Source organism: Paenibacillus sp. FSL K6-2393 (assembly GCF_038002545.1).
In the GTDB taxonomy this organism is placed as follows: domain Bacteria; phylum Bacillota; class Bacilli; order Paenibacillales; family Paenibacillaceae; genus Paenibacillus.
The window spans coordinates 140538-165467 of the sequence record NZ_JBBOCU010000002.1 but is presented as its reverse complement, the minus strand read 5'-3'; the positions used below and the strand labels follow the sequence as shown (position 1 = coordinate 165467).

At 46.4% G+C, this 24930-nt stretch carries 21 protein-coding genes; 1 reads left to right on the top strand and 20 read right to left on the bottom strand.

The window, feature by feature from the left end; translation table 11 throughout:
• Positions 1-384: 384 nt before the first annotated feature.
• The 9 genes from MHI14_RS27895 to MHI14_RS27855 all read right to left on the bottom strand — a co-directional run bounded on the left by MHI14_RS27895 (position 385) and on the right by MHI14_RS27855 (position 10178).
• Positions 385-1137, bottom strand: a complete 753-nt coding sequence (locus MHI14_RS27895) for an SIMPL domain-containing protein (RefSeq protein WP_074092967.1) — start codon at positions 1135-1137, stop codon at positions 385-387.
• A 156-nt stretch (positions 1138-1293) separates the two neighbouring features.
• Complete coding sequence (locus MHI14_RS27890) at positions 1294-1563, bottom strand: HPr family phosphocarrier protein (RefSeq protein ID WP_017691248.1); 270 nt, start codon at positions 1561-1563, stop codon at positions 1294-1296.
• 255 nt (positions 1564-1818) lie between these two features.
• Positions 1819-2757 (bottom strand): DNA-binding protein WhiA, encoded by a 939-nt coding sequence (gene whiA / locus MHI14_RS27885; protein WP_091038642.1) that lies wholly within the window; start codon positions 2755-2757, stop codon positions 1819-1821.
• Between the two features lie 6 nt (positions 2758-2763).
• Positions 2764-3750 carry a gluconeogenesis factor YvcK family protein gene (locus MHI14_RS27880; RefSeq protein ID WP_017691250.1) on the bottom strand — a complete coding sequence of 329 codons (987 nt, stop codon included), beginning with the start codon at positions 3748-3750 and terminating at the stop codon, positions 2764-2766.
• Positions 3751-3763: 13 nt separating this feature from the next.
• A complete protein-coding gene (gene rapZ / locus MHI14_RS27875; protein WP_047841457.1) occupies positions 3764-4663 on the bottom strand; it encodes an RNase adapter RapZ in 900 nt (299 codons plus the stop codon).
• Between the two features lie 51 nt (positions 4664-4714).
• Complete coding sequence (locus tag MHI14_RS27870) at positions 4715-5665, bottom strand: ROK family glucokinase (protein ID WP_062837749.1); 951 nt, start codon at positions 5663-5665, stop codon at positions 4715-4717.
• Between the two features lie 454 nt (positions 5666-6119).
• Positions 6120-7151, bottom strand: coding sequence for an AI-2E family transporter (locus tag MHI14_RS27865; protein WP_091038752.1), 1032 nt, complete (start codon positions 7149-7151; stop codon positions 6120-6122).
• 162 nt (positions 7152-7313) lie between these two features.
• Positions 7314-8273, bottom strand: a complete 960-nt coding sequence (gene trxB, locus MHI14_RS27860; RefSeq protein WP_036674745.1) for a thioredoxin-disulfide reductase — start codon at positions 8271-8273, stop codon at positions 7314-7316.
• 171 nt (positions 8274-8444) lie between these two features.
• Complete coding sequence (locus tag MHI14_RS27855) at positions 8445-10178, bottom strand: tetratricopeptide repeat protein (RefSeq protein ID WP_091038638.1); 1734 nt, start codon at positions 10176-10178, stop codon at positions 8445-8447.
• Between the two features lie 457 nt (positions 10179-10635).
• Between MHI14_RS27855 and MHI14_RS27850 the strand changes: the two genes are divergently transcribed.
• On the top strand, positions 10636-11085 hold the full coding sequence (locus tag MHI14_RS27850; RefSeq protein ID WP_091038637.1) for a hypothetical protein: 450 nt from the start codon (positions 10636-10638) through the stop codon (positions 11083-11085).
• A 147-nt stretch (positions 11086-11232) separates the two neighbouring features.
• On the opposite strand, the gene MHI14_RS27845 is transcribed toward MHI14_RS27850, so the two are convergent.
• The 11 genes from MHI14_RS27845 to hisA form a co-directional block, all read right to left on the bottom strand.
• Entirely contained in the window at positions 11233-12984 is a 1752-nt protein-coding gene (locus tag MHI14_RS27845; protein WP_133387294.1) for a hypothetical protein, read from the bottom strand.
• Between the two features lie 254 nt (positions 12985-13238).
• Entirely contained in the window at positions 13239-14189 is a 951-nt protein-coding gene (locus MHI14_RS27840; RefSeq protein WP_133387295.1) for a sugar phosphate isomerase/epimerase family protein, read from the bottom strand.
• A gap of 49 nt (positions 14190-14238) precedes the next feature.
• Positions 14239-15111 carry a carbohydrate ABC transporter permease gene (locus MHI14_RS27835; protein WP_091038632.1) on the bottom strand — a complete coding sequence of 291 codons (873 nt, stop codon included), beginning with the start codon at positions 15109-15111 and terminating at the stop codon, positions 14239-14241.
• A gap of 70 nt (positions 15112-15181) precedes the next feature.
• Positions 15182-16081, bottom strand: a complete 900-nt coding sequence (locus MHI14_RS27830) for an ABC transporter permease (RefSeq protein ID WP_036616191.1) — start codon at positions 16079-16081, stop codon at positions 15182-15184.
• Positions 16082-16197: 116 nt separating this feature from the next.
• Positions 16198-17799 carry an extracellular solute-binding protein gene (locus MHI14_RS27825; RefSeq protein ID WP_341131795.1) on the bottom strand — a complete coding sequence of 534 codons (1602 nt, stop codon included), beginning with the start codon at positions 17797-17799 and terminating at the stop codon, positions 16198-16200.
• A 447-nt stretch (positions 17800-18246) separates the two neighbouring features.
• Entirely contained in the window at positions 18247-20508 is a 2262-nt protein-coding gene (locus MHI14_RS27820; protein WP_339311636.1) for a helix-turn-helix domain-containing protein, read from the bottom strand.
• Between the two features lie 254 nt (positions 20509-20762).
• The gene (locus MHI14_RS27815; RefSeq protein WP_036616184.1) at positions 20763-21710 is read right to left on the bottom strand and encodes a ribose-phosphate diphosphokinase; all 948 of its coding nucleotides are present in this window, start codon (positions 21708-21710) and stop codon (positions 20763-20765) included.
• Between the two features lie 80 nt (positions 21711-21790).
• Positions 21791-22615 (bottom strand): histidinol-phosphatase HisJ, encoded by an 825-nt coding sequence (gene hisJ, locus MHI14_RS27810; RefSeq protein ID WP_091038627.1) that lies wholly within the window; start codon positions 22613-22615, stop codon positions 21791-21793.
• A gap of 12 nt (positions 22616-22627) precedes the next feature.
• Positions 22628-23362, bottom strand: coding sequence for a bifunctional phosphoribosyl-AMP cyclohydrolase/phosphoribosyl-ATP diphosphatase HisIE (gene hisIE, locus MHI14_RS27805; RefSeq protein ID WP_371129108.1), 735 nt, complete (start codon positions 23360-23362; stop codon positions 22628-22630).
• Positions 23355-24116 carry an imidazole glycerol phosphate synthase subunit HisF gene (gene hisF, locus MHI14_RS27800; RefSeq protein WP_017691268.1) on the bottom strand — a complete coding sequence of 254 codons (762 nt, stop codon included), beginning with the start codon at positions 24114-24116 and terminating at the stop codon, positions 23355-23357. The genes hisIE and hisF overlap by 8 nt, the downstream gene beginning before the upstream one ends.
• A gap of 30 nt (positions 24117-24146) precedes the next feature.
• Complete coding sequence (gene hisA / locus MHI14_RS27795) at positions 24147-24881, bottom strand: 1-(5-phosphoribosyl)-5-[(5-phosphoribosylamino)methylideneamino]imidazole-4-carboxamide isomerase (RefSeq protein WP_047841450.1); 735 nt, start codon at positions 24879-24881, stop codon at positions 24147-24149.
• Between the last annotated feature and the right edge of the window lie 49 nt (positions 24882-24930).

The window sequence follows — 24930 nt, the reverse complement described above, 5'->3', positions numbered from 1 at the left end:
TAAAACTCCTCTCTGAATTCACAATTAGGGATCATTGCGTATGTAATCCTGATCTGATCGCATATCTCATACGCTCACCTCTCTATTATAATTAACCCGATTTCGGAAAGGTTTACAGCTCGAGTTACAATGTTGATGAATATCAGACCGAAAATATAAGGGGATATGACCTTTTTGTCACGAACAACTATACAAAAAAGATACCAATAACCAGCATTTCATGTAGCTTCAAAAGGTACCCTCTTCTCCAACTTCATCAAAGTTTGCTTTTCCAACAAAAAAAGACTCTGTCCACAGGACAAAGTCTTTGTCATTATTTCGTTGTACCCCTTCAAATGACTCATGAAAAGGTTACTTGAGTTTACAATCCTAGTTCACTCTTGTTTATTTCATTTCATACGTGATATTCAGGATTGTGCTTACTTTAACCTGGCCTGTTTCAATCTCAGTGCCACCTGCTGTATCTTGTGCTTTGGACATCAACGCCTCACTTGCATAGAATACAGGCACATTGGCATCACCTTGGCTCACGGAAAGAACAGCACCGAGTTGACGTTTAACTGCTTTTGCAATGGCGCCAGCTTTCACATCTGCATTGGCAACAGCTTTCTCAATCACTTGGGACTCATAACTTTCCGGATTTTCTACAGTAAAGCGCACGTTTTCAATGTTGTTGGCACCTGCCCCCGAAGCAGCATCGAGCAACTCGCCGATCTTATCCATCTCACGATATGTGACAGTCAGCGTATGATGCGCTGTGTATCCTTTAATTTGTTGTCCGTCTTTTTCGCTATACGTATAGTTGGGTTGTACAGAGAACTGACTCGTTTGAATGTCGTCTGCACTGATCTTCCACGTATTCTTCAGCAAGTTGGATACCTTTTGAACTTTCGCAGCATTCGCTTTTTGAGCAGATGCAGCTGTCTCTGCAGTACTGTTCACACCAATGGATAGATAAGCGATATCAGGTTTCACCTGAATCTCACCTTTACCCACAACATTAATCACGTTCTGTTGTACTCCCTGAACCTCTGCAGCGTAAGCATAGTTACCTGGTGCAACCCATGCCGTTCCTCCAACAAGCAACGTACTTGCCACCAGCACCGCACCAAACGGTTTCATCCATTGTTTACCCATCACGATAGCCTCCTTATGTGTTAACATCTCATACTTTAATCGATTTGATACCTTAACAGACGGGACAAATTCCATAATGTTGCACTTGACGATAGCAAATACGTCAATAACGCAAAAAAGCCCCTTTCGGGACTTCTTCATTGGATTGATCATATCTTATTGGTTTTCGAGCTCTTCCTTGCTTACCAGACTAACTAAAGCGTTTACAGCCTGTTCGGCATCCGCGCCTTCTGCACTAATCTGGATTTCCGTACCTGTGCTAATTGCAAGGCTCATGATCCCCATGATACTTTTTGCATTAACTTTTTTGTCGTCCTTCTCGACGAACACTTCAGACGAGTACTTATTCGCTTCTTGAACGAACAGTGCCGCAGGTCTGGCATGGAGACCCGTTTTCAAACGGACAACTACCGGGTGCTTTGTCATGGAAACTTACCCCCTATTATGAAATCTGGACATTAAATACACAATTATATTTATACAACATTATACCATTAACCCGTGCAGGACACTAGAAGAAAAAACTCAGGGTGCTTTAGAGGACATTATCTTGCCCTAATTTCATCTTTTGCACAGCGCATCCAATGACCTAAGTAAGTTCCCTAGGTCCTTAACGGTTGACTTTCCCGGCCTTTCTGTTCAGCAGAAACAGCCGACCTTGTTACTTTACCCTACTCCGTCTTAACCATAACGTTCTGTGCGTACTTTCTCAGCCAGCTCATCAATTTTACGAAGCCGATGGTTCACTCCTGACTTGCTAACTGTACCTTTAAGGAGTTCGCCTACTTCTTTCAAATTGATATCTGGATGAGCGAGTCGAACCTCCGCCACCTCGCGAAGTTTCTCAGGCAACGATTCCAGACCAACTTCCTTTTGTAACAACCGAATATTATCGATTTGTCTTACCGCCGCTCCAATCGTTTTATTCAGGTTGGCGGTCTCACAATTGACAATCCGGTTAACTGAGTTACGCATATCACGCATAATTCGTACATCTTCAAACTTGAACAAGGCCTGATGAGCACCAATGATGCTGAGCAGCTCAATGATTTTCTCGCCTTCCTTAATGTATAGGATGAATCCTTTTTTCCGTTCTATGCACCGGGCATTCAGATGAAATTCATTGGCCAGGTCAACCAGTGCCTGACAGTGCTCTTCATACATGGACGCAATCTCCAGATGGTACGAGGAACCTTCCGGATTATTAACCGATCCACCGGCCAGAAATGCACCGCGAAGATAGGCACGTTTACAACAGTTCTGCTGAAATAACTCCGTATTAATTCCTGGCGTAAACAGAAAACCTTCCGATACAATATGAAGACTGTTGAGAATCTCTTGTACCATGGTTGGAATTCGAACAATATATACATTGTTCTTTTTCAGCCGCATTTTTTTGCGGACCAGTAGTTCCGTATGCACTTGAAAATGCTTTTTAAGCAGAGAGTATGCCCGTCTTGCAATGGCGGCATTCTCCGTCGAAATATCCAAGATCACTTTTTTATTCGATAACTGCACTGCACCAAGCATACGGATGAGGGCTGAAAGTTCCGCCTTTTCGCAGCACGGTTCGCTCTCGATCATGGTTAACTCTTTTTTGGTCTGTGCTGCAAACGACATGGGACTTCACCTCTTCCGTAACATCCAATTTTGTACCAGTTGGTAGATGTGATGACTTAACTTGTCGGCATCATGACGCAGATAGGTTTTGAACAGAACAAGGGTATCTGCAACCACCTGATAGCCGGCACTTTCCAGTACATTCATATCCAGGACAACCGGTTTTGCTCCTTTTTCCGCATACTTATTCTGCACTTGCAGCGGAATATCACCATTATTTACGATAACATAGTCGAAGAGCTGATGACCTATATGCTCGTGTACCGCCTTAAGGTGGTCACTTACCGTATAGTTATCCGTTTCTCCCGGCTGTGTCATAACATTACAGATAAACATCTTCACCGCATCAGCCTCTACCACAGCTTCTGCAAGCTTAGGTACGAGCAGATTGGGAAGGATGCTTGTATAGAGGCTGCCTGGCCCGATCAGAATGGCGTCAGCTTGACGAATGGCCTCTACTGCCTCTGGCAACGGCTCCACGTGATCCGGTTCAAGGAAAACACGTTTGATGCGTCCACCCGCCTCAGGGATTTTGGACTCACCTGTAATAATTGTCCCATCTTCCATCTCGGCATGCAACACAACGGCCTGGCCTGCGGCTGGTAATACCTCACCTCGAACGGCAAACACGCGGCTAAGCTCCCGCACTGCGGTCACAAAGTCGCCCGAAATATCCGTCATTGCAGCCAAAATCAAATTCCCCAAGCTGTGGCCTGCAAGCCCCGCGCCTGTATTGAAACGGTACTTCAACATATCTGAAAGCAATGGTTCTACATCAGCCAGTGCCGTAAGCACGTTGCGAATGTCACCCGGAGGCGGCATTTGTAGCTCATTGCGCAGGATGCCTGAACTTCCACCGTCATCTGCAACTGTGACGATGGCCGTGATATCCAGCGGCTTCTCTTTCAAACCGCGTAACATCACGGATAATCCGGTTCCGCCGCCCATTACAACTATTCTCGGACGTTCTCTTCGTGGTCCGGCCTCTTTCATCCCTTCACCCTCTTCAATGACGGTCCCGGTCAGCGTCGCGATGGCTCACGGTGACAGCTTCTGTCTCGCTGCTTCCCAACATCTTGCCCAAATATTCCGATATTGCTACCGAACGATGCTTGCCTCCGGTACAGCCGATTCCAATAATAACCTGGCTTTTGCCTTCCTTCCGGTATTGCGGAATCAGGAAATGCAGCATATCCAGCAGCTTGGTCAGAAACGCCTGTGTCTCTGGCCACTTCATAACATATTCGTACACATCACTATTCTGTCCCGTATTCGGTCGCAAATGCTCAATATAATGCGGATTCGGTAAAAAACGTACATCAAACACCAGATCAGCATCAATCGGAATGCCATACTTGAATCCAAACGACGTAATATTCACCGACAACATTTGGCTTTCCAGATGAGAAAAGCGGGATATGATGCGTTCTTTCAGTTGAGCAGGCTTCATTGTACTTGTATTCAGTACCTGAGTCGCAGAGTTTTTGAGTTCCTCCAACATCTTGCGTTCCAGTCGGATGCCGTCCAGCGGCATGCCCTCAGGAGCCAGCGGATGTCTGCGCCTGCTTTCTTTGTAACGCTGAACAAGGACAGAATCTGTAGCATCCAGGAATAAAATTTCGCAATGAATGGTAAAATGATCTTTAATATAGTTCAAAGACTCGGACAGAGCCGTAAAGAATTCACGCCCGCGCAGATCGATAACCAATGCAACCTTACCAATCTTGCCGTTTGACTGTTCAATTAGTTCCGCAAATTTCGGAATCAATACCGGTGGCAGATTATCCACACAGAAGAAACCCAGATCCTCCAGGCTTTGTACTGCAATGGTTTTACCTGCCCCGGACATGCCCGTAATGATAATGAGCGTGGCGCCTGTGCCTGGTGAGCCTTCACCTTCAAGCATAAATGTCCCCTCCTTATCATATTGCTGTCTTCATATATTGTTACGAGGTTACTAGGAACGCAAGAGAAGACCTGCCGCACCCACAATACCTGCATTATTACCAAGTGTAGCTTCCAGAATCTGAACCCCTTCTTGCAGCGGTTCCGGTGTCAGCTTAGCAAATACGGTACGTATTTCATCGAACAAGAAGTTGCCCGCTTTGGATACGCCACCACCAATGATGAACATCTCCGGGTTAATGACAGCAGCTACAGTAGCCATGGACTTGCCCAGGTAGAAGGCCGCACGGTTTACAATGCGCTGTGCCACTTCATCGCCTGCCTTGGCAGCATCAAATACTTCTTTGGCTGCAATCTTGTCGACGAGTGCCAGTGACGTATGATCCCCGCGTTCTACCGCATCTTTCGCCATACGGATAATACCCGTTGCAGACGATACTGTCTCTACACATCCCATTTTACCACAACCGCACTTGATGGCCTCCAGATCAGGTACAACACTGATATGACCCAGTTCTCCCGCCATACCGGAGAAACCCTGATAGATGTTGCCATTCAGGATCAAGCCCCCGCCAACACCCGTACCGAGTGTATAACATACACAGTTGTCTACGCCTTTGCCGGCACCTGCCCAGACTTCACCCAGTGCAGCCACGTTTGCATCGTTATCTATTTTGATTGGCTTGCCCAGACGTTCTTCCAGAATCGAACGAATGGCCACATTCCGAAATCCGATGTTAGGGGCATGAACGATAATTCCCTCGCGTACATTCGTGAAACCGGCCACTCCAGCACCTACACCCTCAAGTTGTTCCCAACTGTAAGGTGATTCGGCTACGATATGTCGGACATACTTCTCGATGTTGGCGATGACCGTGTCTACGCCCTTATCCACTTCAGTCGGTCCTTCATACGTATGCATTAGCTGACCTTGTTCATCGCATATACCGACCTTGATTGCTGTTCCGCCGAGATCGACCCCAACGTAGATTTTCTCAGACATGCTGCAAGCCACCTTTATCTATCTAAAATAGTTTAAGTCCTACGTACCAACTATAATTGAAGGATACGCCTGGGTCAAGACGATAAGAACTCGGATACACCATGCTCCGTTAGGGTTGTGAACCACATCACATAGCAATTTTGAATACGTATACAATCTTATTACCTTCATTTATAAACGCACGCTTCATTCCTTCCTCCATAACAGAGGAAGCCTCAACTCATGATATTGCATCTTCACTCGTTCCATTCATAAAAGATCAACATCATCCCCTCATATAGGTGACTCGTCTTATGCACCCCACCACCTGTCATTCTCACGCAGAGAGCTATCTAATAGCGGTTTTGCCAACAAAAAAGCGCCTTCCATAGTTGGAAGGCACCCTTACTTTTTCAAAAGAATCTGATGTTGTTTAACTTGGTTGAGCTGGATTAAACTCGGTCGATTTTCTACGTTATAACTTCGATTCCACACGTACCGGCTCTTCTGTCTTCTCCATCTTGTTCACATCCAGAATATCGAGCAGGAAAACAAAGATCGGAATACCAATGATCAGTCCCCAGATCCCCAGAAAGTGTTGCGACAGAATTAGTACGATAAAGGTGTAGAACATTGGCAATTTGGTCTTGTGTGCCATCAGTTTTGGATTCAGGAAGTACGTCTCCAAAGCATGAATAACAATAATCATGATGATCACAATAATGCTTAATTTCAGTCCACCCATCTGATACCCAATCAGACAGAGCGGTACAAGTGAGATGATAACCCCCGCAACGGGAACCAGACTGAGCATGAACACCAGAATGGTCAGAGCGAACAGATACGGGAAACCCAGAATCCATAAGCCCAAGATCGTCAGCACCGTATTAAACACCGCAATAAGAAGCTGTGCCTCAATGACTTTACCGAAAGAAGACACGAATTTGTCTCCCAGATAAGCCACTTCATTGTAGAACCATCCAATTTTACTTGTTTTGAACTTGGACGTGAACTTCGATATCTCCTGCTTCTGCAACAAGAAAAACAGACTCAGAATGATAACGAGCAGAATAAACTCCAGCCACTTGCTCAAAGCGAAAATATATTTCAATGCATCATTGGTGTAATTTTTAATATCGAAGGATTGAAGATAACCCGCAATTTTGGATGCAAAATTATCACCATCTGCACTATCCAGAAATTTCATAATCTCATTAGTCAACTGAACGACCTGATCCACAATCCGTGGTGAATATCTGGAAATGCCAAGCACAATGACTGCGATTACAATCATATAGAGCAGGATGACTACAACTTTATAATTGATCGGAAACAACCGATTCAAACCACCTGTAATGAAATGCTGTAACCTGTTCATGACATACGTCACCAGGAACAACAGCAGAATCATGTGCAGCATACTCCCCATACTGAACAAAATTAAACAGAACAAGAGCAGGATCAAAAATCGTCTCACTGTCGCATTCTGTAACCAATCTTTTATCATTTCCCCCAAAATCTTCACCTCACAGCTAATATGCCCTATATGTATACGAACTCATGCCCACTGTAGTTTCAAAAAAAGAGAAGCCTTCCGGCTTCTCTCATTTCATGAGACTTCCCGTTGTCTCTTATTCCCAGCATATGCCTAACCTCACACATGTAATGCTTATTTATCCAACGTTTCGCTCCAATCATGGACAATGCTTCCTTCAAGGAACTTCTCACAATCCATCGCGGCCATACATCCTGATCCTGCAGCCGTAATAGCTTGACGATACTTCGTATCTTGAACATCACCACAGGCGAATACACCCGGAATATTGGTCTCCGTTGTTCCCGGTTTAACGACAACATAGCCATGTTCGTCCAGTGCAATCGCATTACCCAGGAATCCGGTATTCGGTGTGTGACCAATGGCAACGAATACGCCATCTGCTTCAAGCAACTCTTCCTGCCCCGTCTCGTTGTTGCGCACCTTCAGTCCTTTGACACCCAAAGCTTCTGGTACGACCTCGAGTGGAGTACGGTTCAGCGCCCACTTCACCTTTTCATTGCTGCGAGCCCGATCCTGCATAATCTTGGATGCACGCAATTCATCCCGGCGGTGAACCAATGTCACGTCTGTTGCAAAACGAGTCAGGAAACTCGCTTCCTCCATCGCAGAGTCTCCACCGCCCACGACCACGATTTTTTTGCCTCGGAAGAAGAAGCCGTCACATGTCGCGCATGTACTTACACCACGTCCCACATTTTCCTGCTCACCCGGAATACCGAGATAACGAGCGGAAGCACCTGTGGAGATAATGATCGATTCAGCTTCCAGTTCACCGATTCCTCCAACTTTGACCTTGAAGGGCGGTTTGCTGAAATCAACCTCTTCCACCCAACCGTTTTTGAATTCCGCTCCAAAACGTTCCGCTTGCTTACGCATGTTGTCCATCAGTTCCGGACCCATGATACCTTGCGGGAAACCGGGGAAATTCTCAACTTCCGTTGTCGTCGTCAATTGACCACCCGGCTGAAGACCTTCGATAACCAGTGGTTTCAGATTAGCACGAGCCAGATATATCGCTGCTGTCAGACCCGCAGGTCCCGTTCCGATCACAATCGTTCTGTATTTAGACATATAGATACAGCCTCCTTAATTAAGGTGAGAATGTGTTGTACTAGCGATGAACTTGCCAAGATGATATCCTACAGGCGTTTACGAGGCCCATTCGTTAAGTTTACCCGTTTTCCCGGTTGTTGTATCCTTCACCTGATGATGTCTTTCTGAAAACGAGTTGAAGCGAACTTTCTATACAAGTGGTGGCTTGCTGTTACAAACCGAATGAATCTGTTTAGCATACTTGCTAACCGTTGATGCCGATATCCCATACCGCTCAGCAATGCTTTGATAGGTAACGGGCCGACTGTGATTCTTCGCTGCCAAATATTCAAGTCCTGCAGCCCAACCCTCAATCTGCTTCGTACCTGGAACCTCCGGATGTACCCGGGATACATAATCCGTCCAGAGCCGTTCCATCTCTTGCTGCAACTCAGCCTTTGCTTCAGACATCTGTAACGCACGATCAACAACAGCCTGCCAATGGGAGGTTGATCCAGTGTCCGATTGCTCTGATGTGGATGGAACCTTCCCAATAGACTTCAAGGCTACAGGAGAAAAGGGTCGAACCACCTGAGAATTCCGATCCTCATGTTCAGCCGATTTCAACCCGTTCAGTACAGCTTGTGCTGCCTCAAGCAGATCCTTTTCTTCTCCAGGCTCTTCAATAAAGGATTGCAGAGCCTGCTGCACCTCATAGTCACCGATCATCCCAAGCGCATGAATAACCTGTAGCTTGGTTGCCCGATCACCATGACGCAATGCCCAGAAGAAGGATGAGCGAATCAGTGGATCATTTTTCATTTCTTCAGGTATGCCACTACCATAGTTCTCCCACTGTCTGAACTGCTCATCAAATGGCAGATGATAGTGATAGCTCAGCTTCTCTGGATCTTGCTCGCCTTGTCTTACAGCCTCAAGACCTGACAGATAATACCGGGATACTTCGGAACCCGGATCAAGCTTGGACACGTGATGCCATAAACGCTCAGCAGCATCATACCGTTCTGTATTATAAGCCGCCACGGCTGCATAGTGAGCAAGTGCCGGATCAGCAGCTGTCTCTTCGTCCTTGAGCAAACGCCGGAAGTGAACATAAGCCGTATCGTGTTGGCCCAGAATTCCCATCGTTGTCGCCAGTTTGTAGACTTGTTCGTGCTGGAATGGCACGATGACCCGCAATTTTTTGATCAGAAGCAGCACTTGATCAGCCCGGTTCTCATTTTGATGGAAAATGGCCAGATTACAGAGTGCATGCAGATTACCTGGTTCCTGTTCAAGCACTTCGGCAATGGTCTCTTTTGCTTTGGGAAACAGACCCATATAATAATAGGCGAGTGCCAGATTGTTACGGGCAGCCAAGTAATCAGGATAATCAGAAGACATGCCTTCGAGCAATTCAGCAGCCTGTGCAAATTTCCCTTCTTCCAGCAGTTCCCGTGCCTGATCGTGCTCCACTACACCTTTGCGTGATTTGATTCGATTCAGTTTGGTCGGACGATCCAGCTCATAGTACAGAAGCTCCATCATCTCTTCGGCTTCCGTCATGAACTGACCTTGGGTGTCCTCCTCCAGATAGGTAACAAGTGCTTGCTCGGCTTCCTCAAACCGATCCATATTTGCATAATTGTTCGCCATATAAAAATAACATTCCGTCATCGACGGATCTACCACTTCCAGCACGTTAGCCAGAATGGCATTGGACGCTTCGTAATCGCCCTTCTCCGATAATATACCCGCCATATTGCAATGATTCACCGGATTTTCCGGTTCGTATTCAACAGCTTTGCGAAAATATTTTAATGCCTTGTCGACATGATTTCGGTCCAGCGAGCGGACAGCTCTTTCAAAGAAGAAAGAAGCATCCAAGTGAATCGGTATAATATTGGCAAGGTGTCCCTCAGCCCGCACTAGCTTGCCCTTCATCTTCCAAGGCACCTCCTCTTTGCATTTCATTCATACTCTTCAGTATACCACATCTTAAGGCCCACTTCTCAATATGTAGTTTCATGTCGTTTATGAAAAAAATGCAAAAGAAGGTGATATTCCATTTTGCGGAAACCTATCACCTTGGAGCGTTGTTTATTCAGTTGTTTATTCAAAGGAAACCCATCTTTTCCTAGAGACTCCTGCACTCGCTTGCCAAGGATCCATTTGCAGTATTACATTAATCCATTCTTGTCGGTTATGCGTCGTCTAACTGGATTTGGTCCAGTTATGATGAGATGAGTGTAGTCTATGGTATTATTATCCTTATTGTCCTTTTTAGTGGTTTATCTCCATTAAAAATCAAACGTACATTAGCTCTGTCCGTCAGCCTTTTTTTGCGTATGTAATTAAAAATAAAGACACATCATTATTATTTTAAGGAGATGTTATATTGATGATCTCGAAGATAAAACCACTTATATTCATCTTAATCTGCTTGTTTGCTTTGAATGGATGTTCAAAAGATATAGAAAACATAGAAAATAAGTTCACATTAGATGATGTACTGAGAGCGCTCGAGTCTCAAGAACTGGATTTAGTGTCCTTTGGTATAACCGGGTATCCTTTGAAATTAAATGATGTTGTACCTGAGGTGTATTCTGTTGAAGTGCCCGTGGAAGAAGAACCCTATAGCCCTGAGTTTATACATTTTTATATTTTCAATTCTGAAAAGGATCGCATCAACGGGACAAAAGAATTCAATAGACACATGGAAGGCGCCCAATTCACAACATTCCCTTTTCTATATGAGAAAGGAAATGTTCTTGGCGTTTACTGGAGCAAAACCAAAGATAATCCTCTGTTCACTAAACCAATCGAAACTGCGTTCAAGCAACTGAAATGATAATAGTTCATACATTACTGGACTGAGCTCGACAGTGGGAATATCATTTTAGGACGTTAATTGCAGTCATTCGTCATTCGTAAAAAAAAGAAGACCGATTCCATAGGCTCGGTCTTCTAATGTTATGGCTTTAAAGATCCAACAGATTTAAAGCTTTAACCCCATCGAAGGAGAAAGTGAAATTTGAATGGTTTTATCAAACGGCGTCATGAAATTGACCAGCACAACCTTACACTTGTCCGGCAGTTTTGCCTCACGTACCGTTGCCGCCAGATGCCCAAGCTCGCCCCCGGTGATTTCTAGCCAGTCTTCTCCGCAGGTATAGCGTAATGTACCGCCTTTCCACAAATAATGACCCTCACTCGTTTCAATTGCGTCCTCACAGGTCAGTTCACCTTCGCTTCCGAATACAAAGGACAACTGCATCATAATGTCTTCCGGTTCCTGTCCAGATAGATGCATGTTCCATCCATTTTCCGTTGGCTGTAATTCTGCTCCTACACGGAAGGTCTGCTCATGAGTAAGCTGACGACTCTGATGAGGCAACAAGTACCATGGACTGATGGCTGATGCAGCCGATTCTGGCAGCAGGTTCGCAGGGATTGGGCCGTAGTAACCTTTTTTCTGCTCACCAGTTAGTCGATACCCTTCGGACAGCCTCGTCATTTGCTGCATAGGTACATACCCTGGATTAAAGTAAGAGGCCAGTTGCACAGCCAGCAGGCGCACCTTGCCATGACGAAGAGCGAAGAAAGAAGGAACTTCTGTCATCACAGTCACACTTGTAGCACCATCCCGAATTCGGGCTACCGGAGCACCAAAGTCCGTATGCATCCGACTGTGCGAGATACGTCCGTGATGCCCCACCGATTCCATCTGCTTCAAATATTCACCCCGTACAAAATGTTCATTCAGCATGACCTCATACTGTTCCGGTAATGAATCACGTGCGTCATTTGTCTGCTGAAGCTCCGGCTCAAGCATTAATCGAATGAGCGTATTCACCGAACATACTCCCGGATCGGTCAATGTATCTCCAGCCCAGGCTGCCATACCTGCAAAGAGTGGATCACCGTCCAGCCGAGCCAAAATGGCATAAGGCAGATAGTAAGGTGACAGATCATGAACACTGCCCAGATCCTGTCGCCCTGAATAATCCGTAACAATTTCACCCGTTGGATGGACCAGATACACCATCATGCGGAGATTAAGCCTCACTGGTTCCAGCAGTTCAGGACGATTGAGCAGGCGCGCAGCATGAATTAACATGATGTCGCTAACTGCGCTGTATATCCCGTTGCTCCGTTCTGTCCACTCCCCATCGGGTGTAATATCCATGCCTTCATCCATCCACTGCTCTGCGCGCTGCACAGCTTCCTCCAGATCAAATATTTCATGCAGGAAACCAAGCGCCGCGCATAGCACCCAGCGATGATTAGGCGTATGACAACCTCCCGTAAGCATGGTTGGGATTGTACGTTCCAAGAATATCCTCATATTGTTCAACACGGGTTGAAGCGGCTCCCATTCTTGCTGCTGAAGAAGCTGATACAACTGTGAATACCCTACAACGACAAATGCAGTATCCGGAGGGGAATGGTAATTGGTCCAGCCAGGCGATATTGAACCGTCTTCATGCTGGAAGCGGAGTACAAATTCCGTAGCTAACAGCAGTCGATTTAACAACGATTCATCCCGGTAATAGATAGAGTCCGGATTGGAGAGTGCAGCTCCCCAGTAACACATATCCGTGGGCGTTCCAGTCGTATGGTTGACCCAGGCAACACCTGTGAAGGGATCAATTGTCCCTCCATAGTAACGGCTTTCCGGGTCAAGCATCTGCCGGGATATGCCTCTTTCTACCGCTCTGTCATTACTGTCCACCAGTTGTTTGTACATGTGCAGTCCCCTCCATACCAATGCATTCTCCCGATGTGCGGAGTATGTTGCTTCAGCGCCTTCAATTCAGACCGGAAGCTTACTCATACCGCCCGTAGGTGAGTTCATTTTTCTCGTCAGTATATATCATATTTCTACAAAAGTCGCTAGAAAATCTGTGCTTGTTTTACTACATATTTATGGGTCTCCGTCACTGAGGAAACAGTCGTGAAACACATGCTGTGAACATGCAAACTGTTTCCACATCACCGCGCCTACTCTGTCACTCCAAGCTTCTTCATAAGCAAGTCATGACTCTCATGGATCTCTTCTGCCTTACAGGCAGACTTCAACTCGTACACCTTCACCTGTGCGCGGCGAATCATCGGCAGATAGGCATCATAGAAGTTCATATCCTTACTGTGTACATACGGGCACCAGTGATCAGAGAGACCGAGTGTCTCATGGATATGGACCCCAACGATATCATCCATCAGGCCTTGCATTTCTCCCACACTGTCATAAAGGCCCATTCGGTCCATCATGATGGCATGACCGGTATCGTACCAGATACCAACCGGAGCCCCTTTGAGGGCCGTGATGATGGTCTTGGCTTCGGCAAGGGTAGGAATCTGTTGTGGTCGGGATCTCGTCTCGATGCCAAAACGAACATCCAGACCTTTAGCTGCCGCCCGATTGCATACCTCATCCAGACTGGCGATAATTTTCTCCACATACCCTGAACTGAGGGCTTCCCGCCGCTCCATCAATTCAGCCCATTTGCTGCGATACTTCGGTGAATCCGGACCTTCCTCGTTATAGATCTTTCCAAGGTCTTTGCTGATATCCTCAGGAAAAGGTACCTCTCCCGGGTGTACAACAACAGCTTCTCCCCCATAACGCTGGGCATATTCAGCCGACTCTACCAGCAATTCGATCGCCCGCTTACGTTTCACTTCATCTTCGAAGCCGAGCAAGATGGAATCCGTACCGTAGTCCGGATCAGGGTCATGTGGAAAAGTGTTGTGGACACTAGAAATTCCGATCTCTCCACGCTCAATCATGGGCTCAATCGTCGTGAGCATCTCCTTCGTCACATTATAATTGAGCTCCACCCGACGAAAGCCGAGATCCGCAATCTCCCGAATCATATCTTCCCCGACATCATGTTTTCGGATATTCCAACATGTGGAGAACGAATATATACCCTTATCTATGTGCTGCATCTGTTTTCCTTCTCCTCCCTCTGGCTAAACTTTTTACATCAGCCTTAACTCAACCTTTTACCGCGCCAAGCATCGCACCGCTGACAAAATACTTTTGCAGCCACGGATAAACGAGCAGAATTGGAACGGTTGCAAAAATAACGGTCGCGGCCTTGAGACTCTCGGGAGTCAATGGCGTACGGTTAGCACCCTCCATCTGGGTAAGCTCGCTGACCATATTGTTCTGTACCATTTGGAATAACTTCAGTTGAAGCGGGTACAGCTTCGGATCATTAATATACATTAGGGAATCCTGGAACCCATTCCAGCGTCCAACCGCATAGAAAAGAGCTAATGTAGCCAGTACTGGCATGGATAGTGGCAATATAATTTTGAAGAGCGTGTGTACATGGGAACTGCCATCAATCTCAGCGGACTCTTCCAGACTTTCTGGAATGCCTCTGAAGAAAGAAATCAGGATAATCAGGTTAAACGGACTGACCAGTCCTGGTAGAATCAGTGCCCACACGGAATTAAGCAAGTTCAAGTCACGAATGAGCAAGTACTCGGGAATGATCCCCCCACTGAAGAACATCGTAATGATGATGACATACATGAAGAGCTTGCGCCCTTTCAATTTTTTCTTGGTTAACGGGTATGCAGCTGCCAGTGTGAACATCATACACAGGACAGTAGTAGCAATTGTCAGAACTGTCGTGTAACCCAGCGAGTAGATCATCGACTGATCAGAGAACACCTGAATATACGCATCCCAATTGAATTCTTTCGGGAATATGGTCACTTCGCCTGACGTAATCGCACGGTTAGAACTGAATGAAATCGCGATCGTGTGCAGAAATGGAGCCAGGCAGAATATAACAAACAAGGTAATAAAGGAGATATTAACGATATCAAAAATCCGGTTTGAGGTGCGTTCACTCATATGCGCACAGCTCCTTTACTGATGGTCTATACAAACAAGCCGATTGGCGTCTCTTCCGTTCATCCACAACCTACAAAATACCTTCACCGGTTGCTTTCTTCGAAATATAGTTAGATCCTAGCACGAATATGAGTCCCACCACTGCCTGGAACAGTCCGACGACAGTTGCCAGCGTGTATTGTCCTGATTCAAGACCAACTCTGTATACAAAGGTACTGAGTACATCGGAATATTCACGCACGGCCGTATTACCAATGATATAAGGCCGATCAAAACCGATGCTGACCATATGTCCAAGATTAAGAATGAGCAGGGTCACAATGGTTGGTTTAATACTTGGCAATGTAATATGCCAGATTCTCTTCAGCCGCGATGCTCCATCAATCTCAGCTGCTTCAAACAATTCCTTGTTGACGCCGGTTAATGCGGCCAGATATAGAATGGTTCCCCATCCTGCACTTTGCCAGACACCTGTGAAGAGATACGTCACAAGCCATGGATTTTTTTCTGTCAAAAATGGTATTGAATTTAAGCCCATGCTTTCCAGTACACCGTTAACCATACCGGATTGATTACCGAACAATTGGTACACAATTCCCCCGATGATTACCCATGAGATAAAGTGAGGAATGTACAATATCGTTTGTGAGATTTTTTTGAACCACTTGAATCGAACTTCATAGAGCATGATCGCCAGAATAATAGGAGCTGGAAATGAAACGACCAGATCAAGAAAATTCAGCATAAAGGTGTTGCGCAATGTCGTGTAGAAGTCCCGCATTCCAAATACTTCGCGAAAAGCATCAAAACCGATCCACTCACTGCCGCTGATTCCCTGAAACAGGTTAAAGTCCTTAAAGGCGATCTGTACACCGTACATCGGTCCATAACGAAAGATTAAAAAGTAGATAATGGGCAGCGAAATCAGAGCGTATAATTGCCAATACCTCTTCAAGTATGTGGTGGTCAAGTCGGTTTCCTCCTATCAACAAGGAAACGGCTGTGCCGCCAGTCCGGCGGCACACGTTCCTTTCTAGTTAAGCCGTAGTATGGGTATCTGTCATTGATCTTGAAGTGTAGAGTTACTTATTTTGCAGGGAGTGCCTGAACCGCTTCTTCAAGTTCTTTTTTCAGTTCAGTACCACCCAGAGACATGAAATCAGCCATTTCTTTTTCATATACCGCATCGAATTCCGCTGGCTTAGCCATCGCTGTTTTTACGATAATGACATTTAATTTGTCTTTGAGAGCTGTGCTGTACTTCATCTCTGCTTCAATCGGTTTGTCGAAAATGATCGGTCCTACCGTATCGGTGTTAGCAATATCAATGGATTGTTTCAGCATCTCCTGATTATTTTGCGGGAAGCCCATAATCCATGCTTTTTCATTCGTCGCTTGATCACCAATGTTTTTACCGTTCGAGATAATGGCTGTATCCCCTGCGTTAAATAGACGATCCTGCGCTTCCTGGGATGCATCCTCTTTCACAACCGGAATGCCGTCTACCAGATCATAGTTCTCGCCTTCCACACCACTGTAGATATCAATCAGATTGTTGTCAGATGCCATCCAGTCGAGATATTTGATCGCTTCGACAGAACGTTTGCTGCTCTTCGGAATCATAATGTACATACCATTTGTTCCGTAGCGTGACTTGATGTGTTTGTTGTCTGCATTTGGATCGGTGTATACATCAACCGGCAACACTTCACTACCACTCACATTTTTACGCAAATTATCCAGTGTGCCATCTCCGTAGAACATGGCATCCACATCTTCAGACCAGTAACCTACGTTACCGTTTTGAATGTCTTTCCCTAACTGCGTTTTGTCTTCATCCAAACTGAAGTCTTTGCTGATCAAACCTTCGTTGTACAGTTTGTTCAGGAACTGCATCGATTCTTTGAATCCTTCATGCAACGGCAATTCATACCTTTGACCATAGGTCAGGTCGCCACTAACTGGCTTAATGAATGAGTAGATGAGCGTTTCGAATTGAGCTGGTGCAAGAGCCATACCCATTGGGATGTTTTTGCTTCCGAGACCACCAGGATCTTTATCCTTGAACGCTTTCAAAGTTGTATATAATTCATCTGTGGTCTTCGGCGCTGGCAATCCCAGCTTATCGAGCCAATCCTGACGAATGTAAGAGCTGTATCGGCCTGTGATCGCACGTTTACCCGGAACAGCAAACTGTTGTCCTTCCACTTGCCCGAACTTCAAAGTATCTTCACCCAGGAACTTCTTCAGGTTCGGACCGTGCTGATCAATCAACTCTCCAACATCAGTCAAACCACCCTGCTGGGCATACCGATAAAACACGCTTGAGTCATAAACAAAGACAATATCAGGGACATCCGTATTGCTAGCCATCAGGACGTTCAGCTTGGTAACTTCCTCAGAACGCTGAACGGGTACAAACTGTACATCAATATTGTTGGGATCACCGAACTTCTCCTGAATCATTTTAGATAGATAGTTGTTCGTAATTGTGTACGGTGAAGGACTGTTACCACGGTCGAAAATCTCCACCTTTAAGGTAACGCGCTCGCCATTGCCTGATGTTCCGCCTTCAGCTGATTCTTCTGATGCTGATGAGCATCCCGCAAGTAAAGAAACGCCCATTACCATCGTCAGCGCCAAACCCATCCATTTTTTCAGACTCCCTTTGGTTGCTTTGCTTCTCATTTTGTCATCCCCTTTGGCTTTGCGTGAATGTTTAAAGCTTGCCCAGAGTATTTCACATTTTTCCGTTATCCTGCAATAAACCACTTTCGGAAGCGCTTACAAACGGATTATGGTTTATATGCTAAGCCTATTTTCGCAGACTGATTCTTTTCCCAAAGCTGCGCTGCTCTAGGCTTTGACGGCACTCTTCGCCTCAAGGATCGGAACTGCCTGTCCCAAGTCGGATAAACCATTTTCACACACTGCCTATATTCGTAAACGGTGAAAAAACAGGAATATTAGCTTGCTATCCTGCGAAAACAGTTACATCGATCTCGGGCAGCAGAGAACTGTTCAACGAAAACAGGGCGAACCTCTGCAAGCCTCTCTCCTAAGTGGAAAGTGACTGCATGAAATTCACCCTGTGTTATCCTGATGTACAGATCTCAGAATATGTTCACTTTTGCGTTACTTTTCGGGTTCTCGATGTTCACGTTTCAAACGACGATAATCTCCTGGTGTAATACCCGTTACCCGCTTAAATACACGTCCCAACGTAATTCCATTTGCATACCCAACCTTCAGGGCAATATCCTGCAAAGAGTAATCGGTATTGAGCAGAAGCTGCTCCGTCTCCTTCATGCGAAGCTCTGTAACAAAATCAACAAACTTCATGTTGAATTCTGTCTTGAACAAATAACTCGCATGTTTGCCCGTAATCTGGAATCGGTCGCTCAGATGTTTCAATGAAAGATCCGGATTCGCAAACTGTTCTTCGATATAATTTTTCATTTCGTTGACCATTGCTTTGTAACTCTTGGTTTCTGTTACCGCCACATACGTTCTGAACAAGTCCGTCAGACCATCGAACAAAAGACCTTTCACATCCGCAAGCGTCTCTGCCTCTTCCACAGCACTCAACCATCTGTTGATGTTTTCCTCGGACAGCTCTTCCTGGAGTCCTTCCGACATCATCGCCACCTCTCGGCTGAGCATCTGTAACATGGCCTGAATCAGAGAACGAATCTCATCATCCGGCAGTTTGTTCTGTTCAAATGCTGTAAAGATCTCCTCCAACTGTTCCCGCCACTGTCCACTCGACATCCGGAACCGCTTAACAAAGTCCGCAATCATTTGCAGATAGGTATAGGTATCCAGCAAAGGATGCTGTGGTTCACCGCAGTCGGCTTGGCCGACATCTCCATTCATCAACAGTTTGCGTTGCATTACCGCTTCTGCGGCCGCATAGGAATCTCGTATTGCACCGATTCCCTGAGCCATAGGTCCAATGCCAAAGCTTAAGGAAATGCGTAGATTTTGTTCTACCCAAGATTTGCATTCCTCAGCTACAACACGAATCTGCCCAGACATATCCAAGTTGTTATCATTCTGTTCTTTGAACACAAAAAGGATTGCAATTCGATCCACACTAATCCATTCCGTCCAGCATTGGACTCCCGTATTACGTGACAGCTCTTGCAAAACGTTCATCAAGGCAAACTTCAGAGTATTTTGTTCACCTCTCGTGTATCTCTCCTGAAATCCCTTCTCATATCGGTTAATCTCTCCAACAACAACGACAAAACGCGACGAGTCATGCACGTCATTCAGTGGAGAGAGCTCTTTTAATTGCTCTGCTGCATTATCCATGTGTTCACCATGCAACAGGGCATTGAACAACTTGCTGCGCTGCATGAGTACATTTTCCCTGCTTTTCTTGTCATAATCCATCATATGATTAATCAGATTCTCAAGCACACCGTCAATCATCTTCATCTCATCCGTGCGAGCACCTGAGTGTTCGAATGCCCGAATCTGATGAGACTCAATCCGGTTCATGATGATCTGAATGGGTTTATAGTTACGGCGAGTAATGTACACGATATATACAATCGCACAGATGACAGTCACAATAGCAATGATTACCCATACATAAGATATGACAGATACCCAGCCAAATAAGTTGCCGGCCTTAATTCCACTGGATATTGTCCAGCCCAATCTTTCTAGCGGTAGCCTATTCAGTTCCTGACCATCTATCGAGCCCTCTTGGTCCGAGTGTGCATTATACACAACCTTACCGTCCCGATCCGTAATCGTCAGGAATGAGAGCTGACCATTAACCATACTATCTACACTCTGTTCAATGCTGCTCATCTTGATATTAATGACCAATGTGCCCTGAGAGCCAAAAGGCAAAGGCATGTCCTTGTTCACGGTTAATACGCGAATAGGGGTACGTTGAACAGAGTCCGCATCGAATTCCCGGACCGGCTGCCAGCCTGAACCGATAGAACCGTTACCCATCTGATCAATCCATGCCTTATCCGAGAAACCTTCCACTTCTCTGGAACCACTTACGGTCAGAACATGTTTATTTCGCTTGTCATATAGATAGATGGATTGAATCCATGAGGACGAATTGGATAGCTCACGTAAATTCTGCGCAATTGAATACACCGTGTCCGAGCTGGTCAGGGTTGTGTTATTAAAATAGAGTTTGTATGCCTGCTGACTCTGTACCGTTTCCAGGATGGATAGTTCAATATCCCTGATTGTACGATCCACTGTGTCTATCATATAACTGGAAGAAATTCGGTCTGCTTTTTTGGTTTCCTCTTTAGAGATGTCATTGATGAAAACAAACGCGATGAAAATGAGTATGGTCACCGTAAGAAAAAAAATTGGGAAGTACGAGAACAATAACCGGTAGTACCAATTACGAGACAATAGACCCCACTCCTCACTCCACGATGCCAATGTTCTCAGCCGTGGTTCTACTGTTCAGCATCCATCTCACCTTAGGGGCTGAATACTATATGATAACGCTATCATAACTGATTTTATGTTATTATAGCACAAGCCTCTGAGCAGCAAAGCAAGAATTGAATTCAAAGAGCCAAAACAAAAAAACCGTGCTGAGCAGACAACAACTCAGACACGGAACAGTTCATCTGGCAGCACACCGTTATATCCTCGATGCTCTAAATGCCAGAATCTTTAAACAATGTGGCCATAGAGCCACCATCCACAATAATGCGTACGGCGCGGGCCAGCATTGGTGCAACAGGTAACACTTTGAAGCATTCAGGGTGGTCATCTGGCAGTGCGATCGAGTCCGTAACTACCACCTCTTCAATTGACGGGTGATTCAATTTACTTACTGCCCCATCCGAGAACAATCCGTGTGTTGCACATACATATACATTTTTGGAGCCACGCTCCTTCAACCCTTCCACAACATTCAGAATGGTTGTTCCGGTGTCGATCAGATCCTCAATAATAATAGGTGTCCGTCCTTCTACATCACCAATGACATGGGTAATCACCGATTCATTATGGCTTGGACGTTTCTTGATCATAATGGCAAATGGAGAATCCAGACGGTTCGCCAGCTTCTCTGCCATCGATGCTCGTCCCGCATCCGGGGAGACTACAACAGGGTTCTCGATTCCTTTGCTTAACAAATAATCACTAATCAGATCCAGTGATGTCATATGGTCAACCGGAATGTTGAAGAATCCCTGAATGGCCGCTGCGTGCAGGTCGATCGTTACCACTCGATTGGCACCAGCCGTAGTTAATACATCTGCTACCATCTTGGCCGAGATCGGTTCCCGTGGAGCGGATTTGCGCTCTTGACGAGCATAGCCGTAATACGGAACAATGATGTTCACAGTGCGCGCGGAAGCCCTCTTGGCAGCATCAATCATCACCAACAGCTCGACAAACAGCTCATTGATCGGATGAGACAACGACTGTACCAGAAACACATCACAATTACGGATCGTTTCTTCATAATGAACGTATATTTCTCCGCTCTTGAACCTGGACAGCTTGATCTTGCCCAGTTGTACACCCAGCTTGTCACATACCTGTTCTGCCAGCTTAGGGTTCGATGAACCGGAAAAAATACGTAACGAATGCTGCATAATGCCCTCCCGAGGGTTGAAGTCCCTATATAATCCCTTATCTAAAAGGTTATTTCCTACCCTCATTATACTCTAATGGCTCATACATTTAAAGGAATGAACGAGCGATGACGGCCTTCAAAAACAGCGACTTCCGTACAGCCCAACTCATGTAAAAGTGCTTCAGCTTCAGGCAAATAATCCCCCAGCTTCATTGGGTCATGTGCATCAGAGCCCATGGTTAATGGAATACCCAAGCGAATGGCTTCTGTCAGCATTCTGCGACTAGGGAACATCTCGGCACAAGGTTTCGATAACCCGGAAGCATTCAGTTCCATGGCGCAGCCACTTTTGGCAATAGCCTGCAACGCTGCGTTCTCCAGTGAGATACGTTCATTTGTCTGCTCCGCTGAAGGAGCAAAACCGAAGCGTTTAATGACATCCGTATGGCCCATAATATCGTACATGCCCGTGGCGGCTGCCTTGCTTACGGCATCGTAGTACTGACGATATACTTCAAGGATGTCTTTGCCCTCCCAGTGATGGGTCTGGCGGAAATCCGTAATGTCCCATTCCCCGAGGAAATGAACGGAGCCAATCACATAGTCCCATGGATAACGCTCAATGATCGCACGGATCTCTGTTTCCCAGCCTTCAATATAGTCACCTTCCAGACCAACACGTACGTCAATCTGCCCACGGTAACGTTCTTTCAGGGAGAAACACTCCTCTACGTAACGCGGCAGTTCATCCATAGGCATCGCCATTTCCGGATAATATTGAGCCGGATCGACATGCAACAAGGGCATGTGATCGGACAATCCAATCTGGGATAGTCCGATCTCCACACCACGTTGCACGTACTCTTCCAGTTTGCCAACGGCATGTCCACACCGCTCATGGTGTGTATGATAGTCTATACGCACGAAACTCGCCTCCTAATCGCGGCGAGGCCGTTCATGACGGCGGCTCAGCTCTGACATAATGTCGTCCAGCGGCAGCTTGCGCTCTTGTAACAGGACGAGCAGGTGATACATCAGGTCACTGACTTCCAGACGAAGCTCGTCATTATCTTTATTTTTGGCGGCGATGATCGTCTCGGACGCTTCTTCACCGATTTTTTTCAGTATTTTGTCTACACCTTTATCAAACAGATATGTTGTATATGCACCCTCAGGGCGTTCACGTTCACGTTCTGCAATAACGGATTCCAGTTCAGCCAATACCTCGAAGCGACTTTCGGAACCGGAATTTGCCGAAGCAGATGCCGCACCCGCTTCATCCGAAACCTTATCTGCCGATTTCTCTGGCAAACCAATAATCTCATTATGGAAACAAGTTACCGCCCCTGTATGGCAAGCTGGACCGTTCGGTTTCACCTCAACCAACAAGGTATCGCCGTCACAATCATATTTTAGGGAAGTAATCGTCTGCACGTTGCCAGATGTTGCCCCTTTATGCCACAACTCCTGACGCGAGCGTGACCAGAACCACGTCTCACCGGATTCAAGCGACAACTTCAGAGATTCGCGATTCATATAAGCCATCATTAAGACTTCCCGAGTATTCACATCCTGCACAATGGCAGGAACCAAACCATCACTCCAACGAATGTGTTCCACAACCTGTTCCAAGGACAACTGTTCCTTGATTTCATCGCTCACTTTAGTCACGGATCTCCACCCCTTGTTCTCTCAAATGTTGTTTTAACGCCGGTACGGCGATTTCTTTGTAATGGAAAATCGTTGCGGCCAACCCTGCGTCCGCTTTGCCTGTGGTGAATACATCATAGAAATGAGACTCCTTACCCGCACCGCCCGATGCGATGACTGGAATACGCACAGATTCGGATACTGCTGCCGTCAGCTTCAGATCGAAGCCGTCTTTTGTTCCGTCCGCGTCCATACTTGTGAGAAGAATCTCTCCCGCGCCCAAGCTCTCAGCCTGTTTAACCCATTCCAGCGCCTTGATCCCGGAGGGTTTCCGTCCACCATGGGTATAGACTTCCCACTCGCCCCAAGCTTCGTTATACTTGGCATCAATCGCTACCACGATGCACTGCGAGCCAAAGCGACGTGCACCATCTGCGATCAACTGCGGATTAAGTACCGCGGCTGTATTCACTGCAATTTTATCCGCTCCTGCACGGAGAATCCGCTTCATGTCCTCCACCTTGGAGATGCCACCACCTACCGTAAAGGGGATAGCGATCTCGCCAGCCGTCTGCCGCACGACTTCTTCCATCGTTTCACGACCTTCTACCGAAGCGGAGATATCGAGAAATACCAATTCGTCCGCGCCCTCGCGGTCATATAGCGCCGCCAGCTCTACCGGATCACCCGCATCGCGGAGATTAACGAAGTTGACGCCTTTGACGACCCGGCCGTCCTTCACGTCCAGACAGGGGATGATTCTTTTTGCCAGCATGCTACCTCTTCCTCTCTATCCGAATATCCCTTACTTATTTACTGCACGTACCGCTTCAGACAGATCGATGCTTCCCGTATACAATGCTTTACCCACGATTGCTCCACCAACACCATCATCCGCGTGGCGACTCAGACGAAGCAGATCATCCATTACACTCACACCGCCGGAAGCAATAACCGTCCGTCCGCTTGCCTTGGCTAGAGACACAATCGCTTCCACATTAGGACCCTGCATCATGCCATCACGGGAAATATCCGTAAAGATAAACGTTTCTGCCCCATACGCCGCCAATTCCTTCGCGAGAACCTCTGCCTGTACTTCCGATGTTTCAAGCCAACCGCGAGTTGCCACGTAACCGTTACGTGCATCGATACCAATTGCCACTTTGTCGCCGTAACGTCCCAGTACTTCCTCTGTAAAAGCACGATCCTCAATCGCTGCTGTTCCAATGATCAGCCGGCTAACACCCAGACCCAGCAAACGTTCTACATCCGCTACCGTACGAAGTCCGCCGCCCACCTGAACAGGTACGTTCACAGCCGAGGCAATCCGCCCGATCAGCTCATCGTTAACAGGATGTCCTGCTTTCGCACCATCCAGATCCACCAGATGAACGTATGTACCGCCTTGCTTCTCCCAGGATAGAGCCACTTGAACCGGGTCATCGTTATACACGGTCTCCTGATTATAATCTCCCTGCACCAGTCTTACACATTTGCCGTCCCGGATATCAATCGCCGGATATAGGATAAAAGATGACATACAAGGCCTCCTGAATATGAATTAGATTTGTACGCTTTCTATAGTTAAG